Genomic DNA, 14,918 nt, shown 5'->3' on the forward strand with positions numbered 1-14,918 from the left:
CGGCCAGGGGCCAGCGCCCCAGCGGAGGTTTCCCCATGCCCGCAACGCCGCCACGCTCCCCGGCACGGCCGCAGCGCCGTCCACAACCGCCCCGGCCGGCGCGTGCGCCGGTGCGGCCCGTACGGCGGAAGCGGCCGCGCTGGGCCATGCGGGCGGTGACGACCCTGTCCGTGGTGGTGCTCGCGTCCGCCGGGATCGGGCACGCGGTGGTCACCAGCCTCGACTCGGACATCGCCCGGGTCGATCCGTTCAAGGACATGAAGAACCGCCCGCAGGCGGGTCACGGTATGAACGTCCTGCTGGTGGGCACGGACGGCCGCGACAAGGTCACGGAGCGGGAGCGGCGGAAGTACCGGCTCGGCGGGGCGCCGTGCCACTGCACCGACACCATCATGATCGTGCACATCTCGGAGGACCGGGAGCGGGCGAGCGTGGTGAGCCTGCCGCGCGACTCGTACGCCGAGCTGCCCGAGCATGTCGACGAGACCACCGGCGCGCGCCACGGCCCGCACCCGATCAGGATCAACGCGGCGTACGCGGAGGGCGGGCCGCAGCTGACCGTGCGCACGGTCGAGAGCATGACCCATGTGAAGATCGACCACTATCTGGAGGTCGACTTCACCACCTTCATGAAGACCGTGGATGTGCTCGGCGGGGTCAGGATCTGCACGACGAAGCCGCTCAAGGACTCCTACACCGGCCTCGACCTCGCGGCCGGCACACACACGCTGATGGGCGGGGAGGCCCTGCAGTACGTCCGCTCGCGGCACATCGACGGGGCGAGCGACCTGGGCCGGATGAAGCGCCAGCAGCGGTTCCTGGCGGCGCTGATCGAGCGGGCGACCTCGTCCGGGGTGCTGCTGAACCCGCTGAAGTTCCGTGACGTGACACGGGCGGTGCTGGGGTCGGTGCGGGCGGACCAGGGCTTCGGCACCGACGAGCTGCTGGATCTCGGCCGTGCGATGCGGAACTTCTCCCCGTCCTCCTCCGAGTTCATGACGGTCCCGATCGGCCGGATGGGATACGTCGTGCCGGGCATCGGCTCGACCCTGAAGTGGGACCAGCCCAAGGCGGACCAGCTGTTCCGGTCGCTGCGCGACGACAAGCCGCTGGCCGTGAACCGTCCGCCGCGCGTCCGGGCCGCGACGGTGGCCGTGGCCCCGCAGCAGATCCGCGTGCAGGTGGAGAACGGCACCGGCACCGCCGGACTGGCCAAGCGCGTCGACGCCGCCCTGGCCTCGACCGGCTTCGCCACCACCCACCGGCCCATGACGTCGAAGGAGCACTCCGTACAGCGGACGGTGATCGTCTACGACCCTCGCTGGGACCGCTCGGCCAGATCCCTGGCGGCGGCCCTCCCGGGCAGCGAGTTGCGGGCGGCACCCGGGCAGGGGCCGCTCCTGAAGGTGATCGCCGGGACGGACTTCAAGGACGTGCGCAAGGTGAAGCCGGAGGACCCGCCCCAGGCGGACTCCCAGGCGGTGCGGGGGGACGAGGTGGTGTGCGGGGTGTAGCGGCGGTGTGCGGGCCGGTCAGTCCTGGTACCCCTGGGCCGCGCGCTTCTCGCGCAGTTCCTTGATGGCGTAGCGGCGGGCCAGACGGTGGGTACGGCGGATCTGGGCCTCCTGGTAGCGGCGCCTGTCGCGCTCGGTCTCCGGGAGGACCGGGGGGACCCGGCGGGGCTTGCCGTCCTGGTCGACCGCCGCGAAGACCAGATACGCGGAGCCGACCTGAGTGGCCGGGGTCGACTCGTTCCAGCGTTCCGCGAGGACCCGGACGCCGACCTCCATCGAGGTCCGGCCGGTCCAGTTGACCTGCGCCTTCACATGGACCAGATCGCCGACGCGCACCGGCTCCAGGAACGCCATCTCGTCCATGGACGCGGTGACGGCGGGACCGCCGGAGTGGCGACCGGCCACGGCGCCCGCCGCGTCGTCCACCAGCTTCATGATCACGCCACCGTGCACCGTGCCCAGCAGGTTGGTGTCGTTGTGGGTCATGATGTGGCTGAGGGTGGTGCGGGACGCCGATGTGGGCTTGCCCGGTATGTCCGTTCCGTCAGAATCCGCGATGGAAACCTGGTCTGTCATGAGCCCCACCTTATGCCGAAGCGACATTCGGGGAGTTTGTGTCAGCTTCGCAACAGCACTGCCCTGATTTTTCGATGCCCCTTGTAAGAGACACGGCCACGCCCTGCACACTGGGGCGCATGAGCGATTGGCCCGAGGCATGGTCCGACGAAAACCGCGGCAACCGGTACGGACGCGGTAGCGCCAGCGCGCACCCCGAGGGCGCCCGCGTGATGCGCCAGGTCCGGCGCGGCCAGGCGGCCCCGCCCGGGCAGGGCGGGTACGGCAACGGCGGCCCGTCGGCGCCGCCCTACGGCGCCGGCGTCCCGCAGCAGCCGTCGTACGTCGACGGCCAGGGATACGACGGCGGCGACTACGACAGCGGCTACAACACCGGCCAGGTGTACGGCGGCGGTGGCGGCGGTTTCGTTCCCAACGACAACGACATGGACCCGGACGTCGGCCGCTACCGGCCGCGGCCGAACTGGCGGCGCCGCCTCAAGTGGACGGCGATCACCCTCACCACTGTGCTGGTCGTCACATCCGTGGCGACCTACTTCTGGGCCGACTCCAAGCTCCACCGCGACGTCGACCTGTCGAAGGTCATCGACCGGCCGGAGACGGGCGAGGGCACCAACTACCTGATCGTCGGCTCCGACAGCCGCAAGGGCATGTCGTCCCAGGACAAGAAGAAGCTGCACACCGGCTCCGCCGAGGGCCAGCGCACCGACTCGATGATGATCCTGCACGTCGGCGACAACGGCGACACGCTGGTCTCGCTGCCGCGTGACTCGGACGTGGAGATCCCGTCGTACCAGGGCTCGGCGTCCGGGAAGGTCTACAAGGCCACGGGCCGGCACACGAAGCTGAACGCGGCCTACGCCGAGGACGGCCCGACGCTGCTGGTCCGCACGATCGAGTACAACACCGGCCTGCACATCGACCACTACGTGGAGATCGGCTTCGCCGGCTTCGCGAACATCGTCGACGCCGTCGGCGGCGTCGAGATCAACATCGACAAGGGCTTCAAGGACAAGTACTCGGGCGCGGACTTCAAGGCCGGCAAGCAGACGCTGAACGGCGAGGAGGCGCTGGCCTTCGTGCGCACCCGGCACGCCTTCGCCACCTCCGACCTGCAGCGCACGAAGAACCAGCAGAAGTTCCTGTCGGCCCTGGCCCACCAGGTGGCCACGCCGTCGACGGTCCTGAACCCCTTCAAGTTCTACCCGACCATGGGCGCGGGCCTCGACTCCCTCACGGTGGACAAGGACATGAGCCTGTGGGACCTGGCCTCCATGTTCTGGGCCATGAAGGGCGTCAGCGGCGGTGACGGCAAGTCGATGAACATGCCGGTCTCCGGCTCCACCGGCGGCAACCTCGTCTGGGACAAGGCGAAGGTGAAGACGCTGGTGAACGAGCTGAAGAACGACGACCCGGTCACCGTCTCCGGCAACTAGGACCTGTCCTGGGCCGTACCGGCCGCGAGGACCGCCACATGGGGAAGGGCCAACCGCCCTTCCCCATCGGCGTATTCGGCGCTCAGTCGCTCCTACTCCCGCCTGATCCGCTCGAACGTCCCGGCGTCCTGCGACGTCACGACCAGCCCCACGGTGGCGACCCCGCCGACCGCTCCGCCCCACCACTCCTCCACGGTGGTCCGGTGGTTCCAGGCCTGCTCGGTGGCGTCCGCGTCGGTGAAACCGGCCTCCGCCAGGAGCTTCGCGAGTCCTTCCGGAGTCCGGGTGAAGTCCTCGGCGGTGTCCAGACGGGGCAGGTGCGCGGGCGGCCGACGTGGTCGAGTACGAAGTTGCCCACGACGGCGTCGAGCCCGCCGTCGGCGAAGGGCGGTTCCGGAAGGACCGCGACTCGCGCGTCGCCCCCGCGCTCCCGGGCCGCAGCCACCATCCCGGCGTCCGCGTCCACGGCCCGCACCTGGGCCCCGCGCCCCAGCGGCGTACGCATCGACCCGCCCTTCCCACATGGTCCGCTCGGCAGCGTCGAAGGCTTCGGTCGCGTTCACTGAGCTCCCCGTGCGGACAGCCTGCCGCGCAAATGCTCAAGGGCACCCGGCGCGGGGCGCCCTTGGGCGGTGTCGGGCCGTCGTCACATACGCGCGCCCGCCATCGTGCGGCACATCTCGGCGCAGCGGCGACACGCCTCCGCGCAGCGCATCATCTGCGGGTCGTCGGGCATGGACATACACGCCTCGGCGCACATGTCGCACGCCTTGGCACACATCGCGCACATCTCGGCGGACATGGGCGAGCGGCGCATCATCATGTCCGCGCACATACGGGTCATCTCGGAGCAGTCCATGAGCGCGCGCATGATCTGCATCTGGGCCTGGCCGCCCATCTGCATGCAGGAGCTCATCGTCTCCTCGCACGTGGCGTGGCAGGACATGCAGGCCTCGACGCAGTCCTGCATCTCCTTGCTCATGGCGCTCATGGTTCCGGGCTGGGACATGGCTCCTCCTGAGAGGGAGAGGGCCCTGGGCGGGCCCCGTGTGCTTCCGTCCTACGCCCGACCGCCGGGTAGTGCCATTCGTGCTACGGCCTACTGCGCCCAACGAGCAGAAGGCGCCCCACGGGGCGCCTTCCTGGAACTCCTGGCAACTGCCGCTTACGGCAGGTTCCTCGCCATCACGATCCGCTGGACCTGGTTCGTGCCCTCATAAATCTGCGTGATCTTGGCGTCGCGCATCATGCGCTCCACCGGGTAGTCGCGGGTGTAGCCGTAGCCGCCGAGAAGCTGGACGGCGTCGGTGGTGACCTCCATGGCGACGTCCGAGGCGAAGCACTTGGCGGCCGCGCCCTGGAAGGTGAGGTCGCGGTCGCCGCGCTCGGACTTGGCGGCGGCCGCGTAGGTCAGCTGGCGGGCGGCCTCGATCTTCATGGCCATGTCGGCGAGCATGAACTGGATGCCCTGGAAGTCGGCGATCGGCTTGCCGAACTGCTTGCGCTCCTGGACATAGCCCTTGGCGTAGTCGAAGGCGCCCTGTGCCACGCCGAGTGCCTGGGCGGCGATCGTGATGCGGGTGTGGTCCAGGGTCTTCATCGCGGTGGCGAAGCCCGTGCCCTCCTCGCCGATCATGCGGTCGGCGGGGATGCGGACGTTGTCGAAGTAGACCTCGCGGGTCGGCGAGCCCTTGATGCCGAGCTTCTTCTCCGGGGCACCGAAGGAGACGCCCTCGTCCGACTTCTCGACGACGAAGGCCGAGATGCCCTTGGTGCGCTGGGACGGGTCCGTCACCGCCATGACCGTGTAGTACTCGGAGACACCGGCGTTGGTGATCCAGCGCTTGACGCCGTTGAGGACGTAGTGGTCGCCGTCACGGACCGCCTTCGTCTTCATGCCACCCGCGTCAGAGCCCGCCTCCGGCTCGGAGAGGCAGTACGAGAACATCGCCTCACCCTTGGCCAGCGGCGACAGGTACCTCTTCTTCAGGTCATCGGACCCGGAGAGGATCACCGGGAGCGAGCCCAGCTTGTTCACCGCCGGGATGAGGGAGGAGGACACACAGGCGCGCGCCACTTCCTCGATCACGATCACGGTGGCCAGGGCGTCCGCGCCCGCGCCGCCGTACTCCTCGGGTACATGCACGGCGTGCAGGTCGTTGGCGACCAGGGCGTCCAGTGCCTCCTGCGGGAAGCGGGCCTCCTCGTCCACCGCGGCGGCGAACGGCGCGATCTTCGCCTCGACCAGCGAACGGACGGCGTCGCGGAGCATGTCGTGCTCCTCGGACGGGCGGTACAGGTCGAAGTCAGCCGATCCGGCCACGGTCTCTCACGCTCCAAAGACGCAGTGATACTGACGCTAATTACCGTTAAGTAACTCAAATTTTAAAGGGCCGCCCACAGCGCGCCTACGTGAGCTTGGCGACAGCGGGGAAATTGCCCGGTGGGCGGCCCGACTATGCTCGGCTCCGCATCTCCGACGTACCCGATCTGGAGCACTCCATGAGCCTGAAGATCACCGTGATCGGCACCGGCTATCTCGGTGCCACGCACGCCGCGGCCATGGCCGAGCTCGGTTTCGAGGTGCTGGGACTCGACGTCGTACCCGAGAAGATCGCGATGCTGGAGCGCGGCGAGACCCCGATGTACGAGCCGGGGCTCGAGGAGCTGTTGCGCAAGCATGTGGCCGGCATCGAGGGTTCCTCCGGGCGGCTCCGGTTCACCATGGACTGGGCCGAGGTGGCCGCGTTCGGCGATGTCCACTTCGTGTGTGTGAACACCCCGCAGAAGCACGGCGAGTACGCGGCGGACATGTCGTACGTCGACGCCGCCATCGCCTCCCTCGCCCCCCATCTGACCGGCCCCGCGCTCGTGGTCGGAAAGTCCACCGTGCCCGTCGGCTCCGCAAACCGGCTCGCCGCCTACCTGGCCGAGCACGCGCCCGCCGGTGCCGACGCCGAGCTGGCCTGGAACCCGGAGTTCCTGCGCGAGGGCCTCGCCGTCGAGGACACCCTGCACCCCGACCGGATCGTGGTCGGCGTGCGCAGCGAGCGGGCCGAGAAGCTGCTGCGGGAGGTGTACGCCACGCCGATGGGCGAGGGCACGCCGTTCGTGGTGACCGACTTCCCGACCGCCGAGCTGGTGAAGACCTCGGCGAACTCCTTCCTGGCCACGAAGATCTCCTTCATCAACGCGATGGCGGAGGTGTGCGAGGCGGCCGGCGGCGACGTCGTCAAGCTGGCGGAGGCCATCGGGCACGACGACCGGATCGGCAAGAAGTTCCTGCGCGCCGGGATCGGGTTCGGCGGCGGCTGTCTGCCCAAGGACATCCGGGCGTTCATGGCGCGCGCCGGTGAGCTCGGCGCTGACCAGGCGCTGACCTTCCTGCGGGAGATCGACTCCATCAACATGCGCCGGCGCGGGCAGATGGTGGAGATGGCCCGGGATGCGCTCGGCGGGGGTTCGTTCCTCGGCAAGCGGGTCGCGGTCCTCGGCGCCACCTTCAAGCCCGACTCGGACGACGTCCGGGACTCACCCGCGCTCAATGTGGCAGGGCAGATCCATCTGCAGGGCGGTCAGGTCACGGTGTACGACCCGAAGGGCATGGACAACGCCCGCCGCATCTTCCCGACGCTGGGGTACGCCGACTCCGCGGTCACCGCCGTCCGGGGCGCCGACGTCGTGCTCCACCTCACCGAGTGGCGGGAGTTCCGTGAGCTGGACCCCGCGGCGCTGGGCGAGGTCGCGGCGGCCCGGGTGATCCTCGACGGGCGCAACGCCCTCGACCCGGAGCACTGGCGGCGGGCCGGGTGGACGTACCGGGCGATGGGACGTCCGACCGCCTGAGACCCCACAGGCAGGTGACGCCGGTTCGGCCGAGGCTCAGTCGGCCGAACCGGCGTCTTGTTGCATTCTGCACCACAGGACCACTGGATGGCCGATGAACCACCTGTGGGTTGCCGCTCCTTTGCCACTTGGCACTTGGTTACCGGCCCCTTGGTTACGGCTCCTGCTACTGCTCCCTCGGCTCCTGCTCCTTGGCGCGGTACCGGCGCATCTTCGCGCGTGCCCCGCACACCTGCATCGAGCACCAGCGGCCGCGGCCGGCCGGACTGCGGTCGTAGTACGCCCAGTGACAGGTCACGGCCTCGCAGGCCTTCAGCCGGTTCCAGGTGCCCGTCACCAGCGCCTCGGCGACGGCCGCGGCGACCCGGGACAGCAGCGGGGCGCCATCGGCGGGGGCGAGGGTGGCGGAGCCGTCCCGCTCGTCGACCGCCACATACAGCGGGGCACGGGCCAGCAGCTCGCCCAGCGGGGTGACCGCGCGGTGCGGCGGGTGTCCGGCATGGGCGAGCAGCGCGGCGCGCAGCGACTCGCGCAGTTCGCGCGCGCCGGGCAGTTCGTCCTGTGTGAGCCCGAAGCCGGCCCGACCCTCCGGCGTGTCGAGCGAGTCGCCGCCGGTTTCGATGTCGAGCGTGTTCACCAGGGACTCGACCAGGGCCAGGCCCCCGGGGGCGGGTGATCTCTCACTCATGGCCGTGACGCTACCTCTCACGAATTCCCTTGCGACGTTACCGCCAATGCGGGAGCATGGGGTAACGGTTACTGGTTACCCGCTTCTACAGGTAACACAGATGACCCCTTTCCCTGGTCACTCGCTTCGAGGAGGAAGTCATGGCTCTCGCCAAGCTGGGCGTCGTCGTCCTGGACTGTCCCGACCCGCACGCGCTCGCCGGTTTCTACGCAGGGGTGCTCGGCGGCACCGTCGAGGACCAGGGGGAGTGGGTGGACCTCAAGGTGCCCGGCGGGCAGGCGCTGGCCTTCCAGGAGTCGTCCGGGTTCGTACCGCCGAAGTGGCCCGCGCCCGACGCCTCGCAGCAGTTCCATCTGGACCTGGTCGTGGAGGACCTGGACGCGGCGGAGAAGGGGGTGCTGGAACTGGGCGCGAAGCCGCTGGACGCGGCGGACCGCTCGCGCACCTGGCGGGTGTACGCGGACCCGGCCGGGCACCCCTTCTGTCTGTGCAGCAGCTGAGGCGAGGCCGCTTACCCGTCCAGCTCGGCGATCCGTGCCGTCGACGGCTCCCGGCGCCGCTGGGCGGCCCGCGCCACGAACTCGGCGCTGCGCAGCACACGCTGCACATTTCCCCAGGTCAGCAGGGACAGTTCGGTCTCGGACCAGCCGCGGCGGAGCAGCTCGGCGATCAGCAGGGGATAGCAGGAGGCGTCGGGAAGGTCCTGTGGATGCGCGGCTCCGGAGTCATAGGTGCCGGACAGCCCGACGCTCTGGGGGCCGGCGACCGTACGGACGTGGTCGAGGTGGTCGGCGACGTCCCGGACGCCCGGCCCGGTCTGCTCGGCGGTGAGCGGCACCATGCACAGGCCCTTGGCCGCGCCCAGCTCGGCGAGCAGGTCGTCGGGGAGGTTGGCCGGGTGCGGGCGCAGGGCGCGGGCGGCTGAGCGGGTGCACAGGACCGGCGTCCTGGACAGCGCGACGGCGCGGGCGACCGTGGCGTCGGAGGCGCCCGAGACCTCGGCGAGCACGCCGAGCCGGTTCATCTCGCGCAGCACCTCCTCACCGAACCGGGTCAGCCCCGCCTCGCTCGCCCAGGACGTGCCCGCCAGGGTGAGCAGGCGCACACCGAGCGCGTGCAGCATGCGCAGGATGCCGAGGGAGTCGTCGAGCGCCGCGGCATCGGCCGGGCCGAGGACGACGGCGACCCGGCCGCAGTGGCGGGCGTCGATCATCTGCCCGGAGGCGCGCACCAGCCGCAGCCCCTCGGGATGCGCCCCGATCACCCTGCGCACCAGGTCCAGCTGCTCCAGCGTGGCGCCCGCCGCCCGGTCGCCGGCCGGCCCCTCCGGCAGATGCAGCGACCAGAACAGCGCGCCGACATGGCCCTCGCGCAGCCGGGGCACATCCGTGTCGACGGCGGTCTCCCCCATCTCCAGGTCGTACCGGGGCAGATGTCTGAGGGCCCACGGCAGCCCGCTGCAGCCGTCGGCGACGGGGTGGACGGCGAGGAGGGTGCGGGCGCGCTCCAGGGGTTCGGCGTCGGGGTCGGTGACCGCGGTGTACGACGTCCCCGCAAAGGGGTCCTCGGGCAGGCCGTCGACCCCGCCGGCCTCGGTCGTGGTGGGGAGTTCGTCCTGGAGGTCGGCCATGGCGGGCTCCGTACGTCGTCGTGAGCTACGTCGTAGTGAGGCGGTATCGCCACCGTCGCACGGAGCCGGGGGGCCTTCCTGGTGGGTGGGGCGTTCGGGGGTACCGGCTTCGGGCCCGCACCCCGGTGTGCAGGGGGCGGGCGGCCGGACGCGCCGGGCCGCCACGCCCCTCGGCGATCAGCCGTCCAGTTCCGCGATGGTCGCGTTGGACGGAGCGCGCGTGGCCTGGAGATCCCGGGCCACGTCCTCCGCCGCGCCCAGCACCCGTACCGCGTTCTGCCAGGTCAGCTTGGCGAGGTCGGACTTCGACCAGCCGCGGTCGAGCAGTTCCGCGATCAGGTTCGGATAGCCGGAGACGTCGCTCAGGCCGTCGGGCGTGAAGGCCGTGCCGTCGTAGTCGCCGCCGATACCGAGGTGGTCGATACCGGCGACCTCGCGCATGTGGTCGAGGTGGTCGGCGACCGTCGACACCGTGGCGACCGGACGCGGATTGCTCTCCTCGAAGGCGCGGTGCACCTTCATCGCCTCGGCGGTGGTGGCGAGGTGGTGGAAGCCGTGGGCGCGCATGTTCTCGTCCGCCGCGGCCGTCCAGTCGACCGCCGCCTGGAGCACGAACTTCGGTACGAACGTCACCATCGCGACACCGCCGTTGACCGGCAGGCGCTCCAGCACGTCGTCCGGGATGTTGCGCGGGTGGTCGCAGACGGCGCGGGACGAGGAGTGGGAGAAGATCACCGGGGCGACGGAGGTGTCCAGCGCGGCGCGCATCGTCGTCGCCGCCACGTGGGAGAGGTCCACGAGCATGCCGAGGCGGTTCATCTCCCGCACGACCTCACGGCCGAAGGACGACAGGCCGCCGACGTTCGGCTCGTCCGTAGCCGAGTCCGCCCACGCGTTGTTGTCGTTGTGGGTGAGGGTCATGTAGCGGACGCCGAGGCCGTACAGACCGCGCAGCGTGCCCAGCGAGTTGGCGATCGAGTGGCCGCCCTCCGCACCCATGAGCGACGCTATCCGGCCCTCACCGCGTGCGGACTCCATGTCGGCGGCGGTCAGCGCGGGCGCCAGGTCGTTCGGGTAGCGCGCGATCAACTGCCGTACGCAGTCGATCTGCTCCAGCGTCGACGGGACGGCGTCGGGCAGGTCCGAGCGGACGTACACCGACCAGTACTGCGCCCCGACCCCGCCCTCGCGCAGCCGCGGGATGTCGGTGTGCAGATGGGCGTTCTGGTGGGCGGCGATGTCTCGGGCGTCGAGGTCGTAGCGGACCTGTTCGCGCAGCGCCCAGGGGAGGTCGTTGTGACCGTCGACGACGGGGAACTCCCGCAGGAGTTCCCGGGCTTCCTCCAGTGAAGCCATCGCCGTCACTTCCCCGAGCCGAAGCCGAAGCCGCCCGTGCCCTCGACCTTGGAGCGCAGGCGCTTGCCCTTCTCGGTCGCCTGGTCGTTCAGTTCCTGCTGGAACTCCCGCATGCGGGTGAGGAGTTCCTCGTCGTGCGCGGCGAGGATGCGGGCCGCGAGGAGACCGGCATTGCGGGCGCCGCCCACGGAGACCGTGGCGACGGGGACACCGGCCGGCATCTGCACGATCGACATCAGGGAGTCCATGCCGTCGAGGTACTTCAGCGGGACCGGGACGCCGATGACCGGCAGCGGGGTCACCGAGGCCAGCATGCCGGGCAGGTGGGCGGCACCGCCCGCGCCCGCGATGATCACCTTCAGGCCGCGCTCCGCCGCGTGCTCGCCGTACGCGATCATCTCGCGCGGCATGCGGTGCGCGGACACGACGTCGACCTCGTACGCGATCTCGAACTCGTCGAGCGCCTGGGCGGCGGCCTCCATGACGGGCCAGTCGGAGTCCGACCCCATGACGATGCCTACAACTGGGCTCATTCGGTGATGGTGCCTCTCAGGTAGCCGGCAGCGTGACGGGCGCGCTCCAGCACGTCGTCCAGGTCGTCGCCGTAGGTGTTGACATGACCGACCTTTCGGCCGGGCTTCACGTCCTTGCCGTACATGTGGATCTTGAGCTGGGGGTCGCGGGCCATGCAGTGCAGGTACGCGGAGTACATGTCCGGATAGTCGCCGCCGAGGACGTTCGCCATGACCGTCCACCTGGCGCGCGGACGCGGGTCGCCCAGCGGCAGGTCCAGGACGGCGCGGACGTGGTTGGCGAACTGCGAGGTGACCGCGCCGTCCTGGGTCCAGTGGCCCGAGTTGTGCGGGCGCATCGCCAGTTCGTTGACGAGGATGCGGCCGTCGCGGGTCTCGAACAGCTCGACGGCGAGATGGCCGACGACGCCGAGTTCCTTGGCGATGGTCAGGGCCATCTCCTCGGCCTTCAGGGCGAGGGCCTCGTCCAGGCCGGGGGCGGGCGCGATCACGGTGTCGCAGACGCCGTTCACCTGCTGGGACTCGACGACCGGGTAGGCGACCGCCTGGCCGTGCGGGGACCGTACGACATTGGCGGCGAGCTCGCGGACGTAGTCGACCTTCTCCTCGGCGAGGACCGGGACGCCCGCGCGGAACGGGTCGGTGGCCTCCTCGGCCGACTCCACGACCCACACGCCCTTGCCGTCGTAGCCACCGCGGACCGTCTTGAGGACGACCGGGAAGCCGTCGCCCTCGGCCGCGAAGCGGACGACGTCCGCGGCGTCCGTCACGATCCGGTGCCGCGGACACGGCACACCGATCGCGTCGAGCTTCGCGCGCATCACGCCCTTGTCCTGGGCGTGCACGAGCGCGTCGGGGCCGGGGCGCACGGGGATGCCGTCCGCCTCCAGGGCCCGCAGATGCTCTGTGGGTACATGTTCGTGATCGAAGGTGATCACATCGCAGCCCCGCGCGAACGCACGCAGCGTCTCCAGGTCGCGGTAGTCGCCGATGACGACATCGCTCACGACCTGTGCCGCGGAATCCTGAGGGGTGTCACTGAGGAGCTTGAACCTGATGCCCAACGGGATGCCCGCCTCGTGTGTCATACGAGCGAGCTGGCCCCCGCCGACCATGCCGACTACCGGGAACGTCACGCCCCTAGGGTATCGGCCGCGCCGCCGCGGCCGGATTGCACGCGTCCGAGCAGGCTTCTTACCCCGCGTTTCGCCATCTCTTGCCCCGCTTTTCCATGGCTCTTTCCGATCTGTTGCCGACCCGTGAGCCCGTCCACAGGAAAGCCCGAAGAGCGCCGGTTAGCATGGCTGGGTTGAGTGAACCTACGGACGGGGGCCTGCACGACCATGGAACATCGTTCCTCGGGGCTGCAACGACTCGTGCGCGAGGTGGCCAAGTTCGGCGCCGTCGGTGGCGCCGGGCTCCTTGTCAATCTCGGTGTGTTCAACCTGGTACGGCACGTCACCGACCTGCCGGTCGTCAGGGCGAGCGTCATCGCGACCGTCGTCGCGATCGTCTTCAACTACCTCGGCTTCCGTTACTGGACGTACCGGGACCGTGACAAGAGCGGGCGCACCAAGGAACTCACACTGTTCCTGCTGTTCAGCGTGGTCGGCCTGGTGATCGAGAACGGCGTGCTGTACGCGGCGACGTACGGCTTCGGCTGGGACAGCCCGCTGCAGAGCAACATCTTCAAGTTCCTCGGCATCGGCGTGGCGACGCTGTTCCGCTTCTGGTCCTACCGGTCCTGGGTCTTCAAGACGCTTCCGGCCCGCGAGGCCGTCGCCAGCGCGGAATCGTTCCTCGAAGAGGGATCCACGGCCGGCCGGGCCACCCAGCGGGTCCCGTAGGCCTTTCGCGGGGCCTGCCACGGTCCCGTAGTCCTCCCGCAGGGCACGGCCCGGTCCGTAATCCCGTTGCAGCCTGCCCCACCCCCGTACGGCCCGCCTAGCGGACCGTCGGGTGGTCCTCGTCCGTCTTTCTGAGCGGGGGCGTGCGGGACAGGAACAGACCGAAGACCGGTGGCTGGGCCTGGAGCAGCTCCAGACGGCCGCCGTCCGCCTCCGCGAGGTCGCGGGCGACGGCGAGCCCGATCCCCGTCGAGTTCCGCCCGCTGATCGTCCGCTCGAAGATACGGGCGCCGAGGTCGGCCGGCACACCGGTGCCCTCGTCGGTGACCTCGACCACGGCCTGGTTGCCGGTGACCCGGGTGCGCAGCGCGACCGTGCCGCCGCCGTGCATGAGGGAGTTCTCGATCAGCGCCGCCAGCACCTGGGCCACCGCGCCCGGAGTGCCGACGGCTCGCAGATGCCGCTTGCCGGAGCTGACGATCGCGCGGCCCGCGCTGCGGTAGGCGGGGCGCCACTCGGCGAGCTGCTGCTGGATGACCTCGTCCAGGTCGAAGGAGACGGCGGAGCCGGTCCGCGGGTCGCGGGCGTTCGTCAGCAGCCGCTCCACCACGTCCGTCAGCCGCTCCACCTGCGTCAGCGCGACGTTCGCCTCCTCCTTCACCGTGTCCGGGTCGTCGGTGAGGGTGATCTCCTCCAGCCGCATCGAGAGGGCCGTGAGGGGCGTACGCAGTTGGTGGGAGGCGTCGGCCGCGAGCCTGCGTTCGGCCGTCAGCATGCGGCCGATCCGCTCGGCCGAGGAGTCGAGGACGTCGGCGACGCGGTCCAGCTCGGGCACGCCGTACCGCTTGTGCCGGGGACGCGGGTCGCCGGAGCCGAGGCGCTCGGCGGTCTCCGCGAGGTCGGTGAGGGGGGAGGCGAGACGGTTGGCCTGGCGTACGGCCAGGAGTACCGCGGCGATCACCGCGAGCAGCGCCACCGCACCGATGATCAGCAGCGTACGGCCGACCTCGCGCGTCACCGACGAGCGCGGCTCCTGCACGGTGACCGTCTCGCCCTCCTCGCCGGCCTGCGTGGCGTGGATGACGTCACCCTCCGGCTTGGTGCCCACCTCGATCGGCGGCCGGCCGGGCAGGCGGATCACCGCGTACTGCTCCTGGGTGACCTGGTCGCGCAGTATCTCGGCGTTGACGTTCTCCGCGCCGAGGATCCGGCTGTCGACGATGCTGGCCAGGCGCACCGCCTCGGAGTCCACCCGTTCCTGGGCGCTGTTGCTGATGGTGCGGGTCTCGACGATCACCAGGGACACGCCGAAGACCGCGATCACCACGAGGACGACGGCAAGGGTGGACTGAATGAGACGACGACGCACGGGGCCCTCCGGCCGGTGGCTTTACAACGAACAGTATGTACAGCGCCCCGAAAGGGGCGCGGGGAACTGCGCGACCAGCCACACACGACCCTCAGCCGCCGACGGACCCGGACCCCCGGGCTC

Annotated in this window: 14 protein-coding genes and 1 pseudogene; 5 read left to right on the forward strand and 10 right to left on the reverse strand. The window is 70.3% G+C overall.

Features of this window, described 5'->3' with window-relative positions:
* The first annotated feature begins 35 nt into the window (after positions 1-35).
* Positions 36-1,514 (forward strand): LCP family protein, encoded by a 1,479-nt coding sequence (locus Q8A52_RS03820; protein ID WP_316748814.1) that lies wholly within the window; start codon positions 36-38, stop codon positions 1,512-1,514.
* Between the two features lie 18 nt (positions 1,515-1,532).
* On the opposite strand, the gene Q8A52_RS03825 is transcribed toward Q8A52_RS03820, so the two are convergent.
* Complete coding sequence (locus Q8A52_RS03825; protein ID WP_316748817.1) at positions 1,533-2,090, reverse strand: acyl-CoA thioesterase; 558 nt, start codon at positions 2,088-2,090, stop codon at positions 1,533-1,535.
* A gap of 119 nt (positions 2,091-2,209) precedes the next feature.
* Between Q8A52_RS03825 and Q8A52_RS03830 the strand changes: the two genes are divergently transcribed.
* Positions 2,210-3,526: an LCP family protein gene (locus Q8A52_RS03830; RefSeq protein ID WP_316748819.1), complete on the forward strand. Its 1,317-nt coding sequence runs from the start codon at positions 2,210-2,212 to the stop codon at positions 3,524-3,526.
* 379 nt (positions 3,527-3,905) lie between these two features.
* On the opposite strand, the pseudogene Q8A52_RS03835 reads toward Q8A52_RS03830, so the two are convergent.
* From Q8A52_RS03835 to Q8A52_RS03845, 3 genes and pseudogenes are all read right to left on the reverse strand, one after another.
* Positions 3,906-4,031: pseudogene (locus Q8A52_RS03835) on the reverse strand (SAM-dependent methyltransferase); the annotation flags it as partial.
* 141 nt (positions 4,032-4,172) lie between these two features.
* Positions 4,173-4,535 (reverse strand): four-helix bundle copper-binding protein, encoded by a 363-nt coding sequence (locus Q8A52_RS03840; protein WP_316748820.1) that lies wholly within the window; start codon positions 4,533-4,535, stop codon positions 4,173-4,175.
* 156 nt (positions 4,536-4,691) lie between these two features.
* The gene (locus tag Q8A52_RS03845; protein WP_316748823.1) at positions 4,692-5,849 is read right to left on the reverse strand and encodes an acyl-CoA dehydrogenase; all 1,158 of its coding nucleotides are present in this window, start codon (positions 5,847-5,849) and stop codon (positions 4,692-4,694) included.
* 179 nt (positions 5,850-6,028) lie between these two features.
* Between Q8A52_RS03845 and Q8A52_RS03850 the strand changes: the two genes are divergently transcribed.
* On the forward strand, positions 6,029-7,372 hold the full coding sequence (locus tag Q8A52_RS03850; protein ID WP_316748825.1) for a UDP-glucose dehydrogenase family protein: 1,344 nt from the start codon (positions 6,029-6,031) through the stop codon (positions 7,370-7,372).
* Positions 7,373-7,538: 166 nt separating this feature from the next.
* On the opposite strand, the gene Q8A52_RS03855 is transcribed toward Q8A52_RS03850, so the two are convergent.
* Entirely contained in the window at positions 7,539-8,060 is a 522-nt protein-coding gene (locus Q8A52_RS03855; RefSeq protein WP_316748827.1) for a CGNR zinc finger domain-containing protein, read from the reverse strand.
* A 140-nt stretch (positions 8,061-8,200) separates the two neighbouring features.
* On the opposite strand from Q8A52_RS03855, the gene Q8A52_RS03860 reads away from it, so the two are divergent.
* Positions 8,201-8,560: a VOC family protein gene (locus tag Q8A52_RS03860; RefSeq protein ID WP_316748829.1), complete on the forward strand. Its 360-nt coding sequence runs from the start codon at positions 8,201-8,203 to the stop codon at positions 8,558-8,560.
* A gap of 11 nt (positions 8,561-8,571) precedes the next feature.
* Here Q8A52_RS03860 and Q8A52_RS03865 read toward each other — a convergent pair whose 3' ends face one another.
* The 4 genes from Q8A52_RS03865 to Q8A52_RS03880 all read right to left on the reverse strand — a co-directional run bounded on the left by Q8A52_RS03865 (position 8,572) and on the right by Q8A52_RS03880 (position 12,715).
* The gene (locus Q8A52_RS03865) at positions 8,572-9,690 is read right to left on the reverse strand and encodes a dipeptidase (RefSeq protein WP_316748831.1); all 1,119 of its coding nucleotides are present in this window, start codon (positions 9,688-9,690) and stop codon (positions 8,572-8,574) included.
* 177 nt (positions 9,691-9,867) lie between these two features.
* Positions 9,868-11,046 (reverse strand): dipeptidase, encoded by a 1,179-nt coding sequence (locus Q8A52_RS03870; protein WP_316748833.1) that lies wholly within the window; start codon positions 11,044-11,046, stop codon positions 9,868-9,870.
* Between the two features lie 5 nt (positions 11,047-11,051).
* Positions 11,052-11,579, reverse strand: coding sequence for a 5-(carboxyamino)imidazole ribonucleotide mutase (gene purE, locus Q8A52_RS03875; RefSeq protein WP_316748834.1), 528 nt, complete (start codon positions 11,577-11,579; stop codon positions 11,052-11,054).
* Entirely contained in the window at positions 11,576-12,715 is a 1,140-nt protein-coding gene (locus tag Q8A52_RS03880; protein WP_316748836.1) for a 5-(carboxyamino)imidazole ribonucleotide synthase, read from the reverse strand. Before Q8A52_RS03880 ends, purE begins: the two co-directional genes overlap by 4 nt.
* Before the next feature lie 207 nt (positions 12,716-12,922).
* Here Q8A52_RS03880 and Q8A52_RS03885 point away from each other — a divergent pair, with 207 nt between their 5' ends.
* Positions 12,923-13,426 (forward strand): GtrA family protein, encoded by a 504-nt coding sequence (locus Q8A52_RS03885; RefSeq protein WP_316748838.1) that lies wholly within the window; start codon positions 12,923-12,925, stop codon positions 13,424-13,426.
* A 97-nt stretch (positions 13,427-13,523) separates the two neighbouring features.
* Here Q8A52_RS03885 and Q8A52_RS03890 read toward each other — a convergent pair whose 3' ends face one another.
* Positions 13,524-14,795: an ATP-binding protein gene (locus Q8A52_RS03890; protein ID WP_316748840.1), complete on the reverse strand. Its 1,272-nt coding sequence runs from the start codon at positions 14,793-14,795 to the stop codon at positions 13,524-13,526.
* Positions 14,796-14,918: the final 123 nt, after the last annotated feature.

This window comes from Streptomyces herbicida, from assembly GCF_032656585.1.
GTDB lineage: Bacteria > Actinomycetota > Actinomycetes > Streptomycetales > Streptomycetaceae > Streptomyces > Streptomyces herbicida.

Bases quoted from the DNA above. Each gene is read 5' to 3' on its own strand.
- Q8A52_RS03820 (WP_316748814.1), top strand. From the start codon at position 36: ATGCCCGCAACGCCGCCACGCTCCCCGGCACGGCCGCAGCGCCGTCCA.
- Q8A52_RS03825 (WP_316748817.1), bottom strand. From the start codon at position 2,090: ATGACAGACCAGGTTTCCATCGCGGATTCTGACGGAACGGACATACCG.
- Q8A52_RS03830 (WP_316748819.1), top strand. From the start codon at position 2,210: ATGAGCGATTGGCCCGAGGCATGGTCCGACGAAAACCGCGGCAACCGG.
- Q8A52_RS03840 (WP_316748820.1), bottom strand. From the start codon at position 4,535: ATGTCCCAGCCCGGAACCATGAGCGCCATGAGCAAGGAGATGCAGGAC.
- Q8A52_RS03850 (WP_316748825.1), top strand. From the start codon at position 6,029: ATGAGCCTGAAGATCACCGTGATCGGCACCGGCTATCTCGGTGCCACG.
- Q8A52_RS03855 (WP_316748827.1), bottom strand. From the start codon at position 8,060: ATGAGTGAGAGATCACCCGCCCCCGGGGGCCTGGCCCTGGTCGAGTCC.
- Q8A52_RS03860 (WP_316748829.1), top strand. From the start codon at position 8,201: ATGGCTCTCGCCAAGCTGGGCGTCGTCGTCCTGGACTGTCCCGACCCG.
- Q8A52_RS03865 (WP_316748831.1), bottom strand. From the start codon at position 9,690: ATGGCCGACCTCCAGGACGAACTCCCCACCACGACCGAGGCCGGCGGG.
- Q8A52_RS03870 (WP_316748833.1), bottom strand. From the start codon at position 11,046: ATGGCTTCACTGGAGGAAGCCCGGGAACTCCTGCGGGAGTTCCCCGTC.
- purE (WP_316748834.1), bottom strand. From the start codon at position 11,579: ATGAGCCCAGTTGTAGGCATCGTCATGGGGTCGGACTCCGACTGGCCC.
- Q8A52_RS03885 (WP_316748838.1), top strand. From the start codon at position 12,923: ATGGAACATCGTTCCTCGGGGCTGCAACGACTCGTGCGCGAGGTGGCC.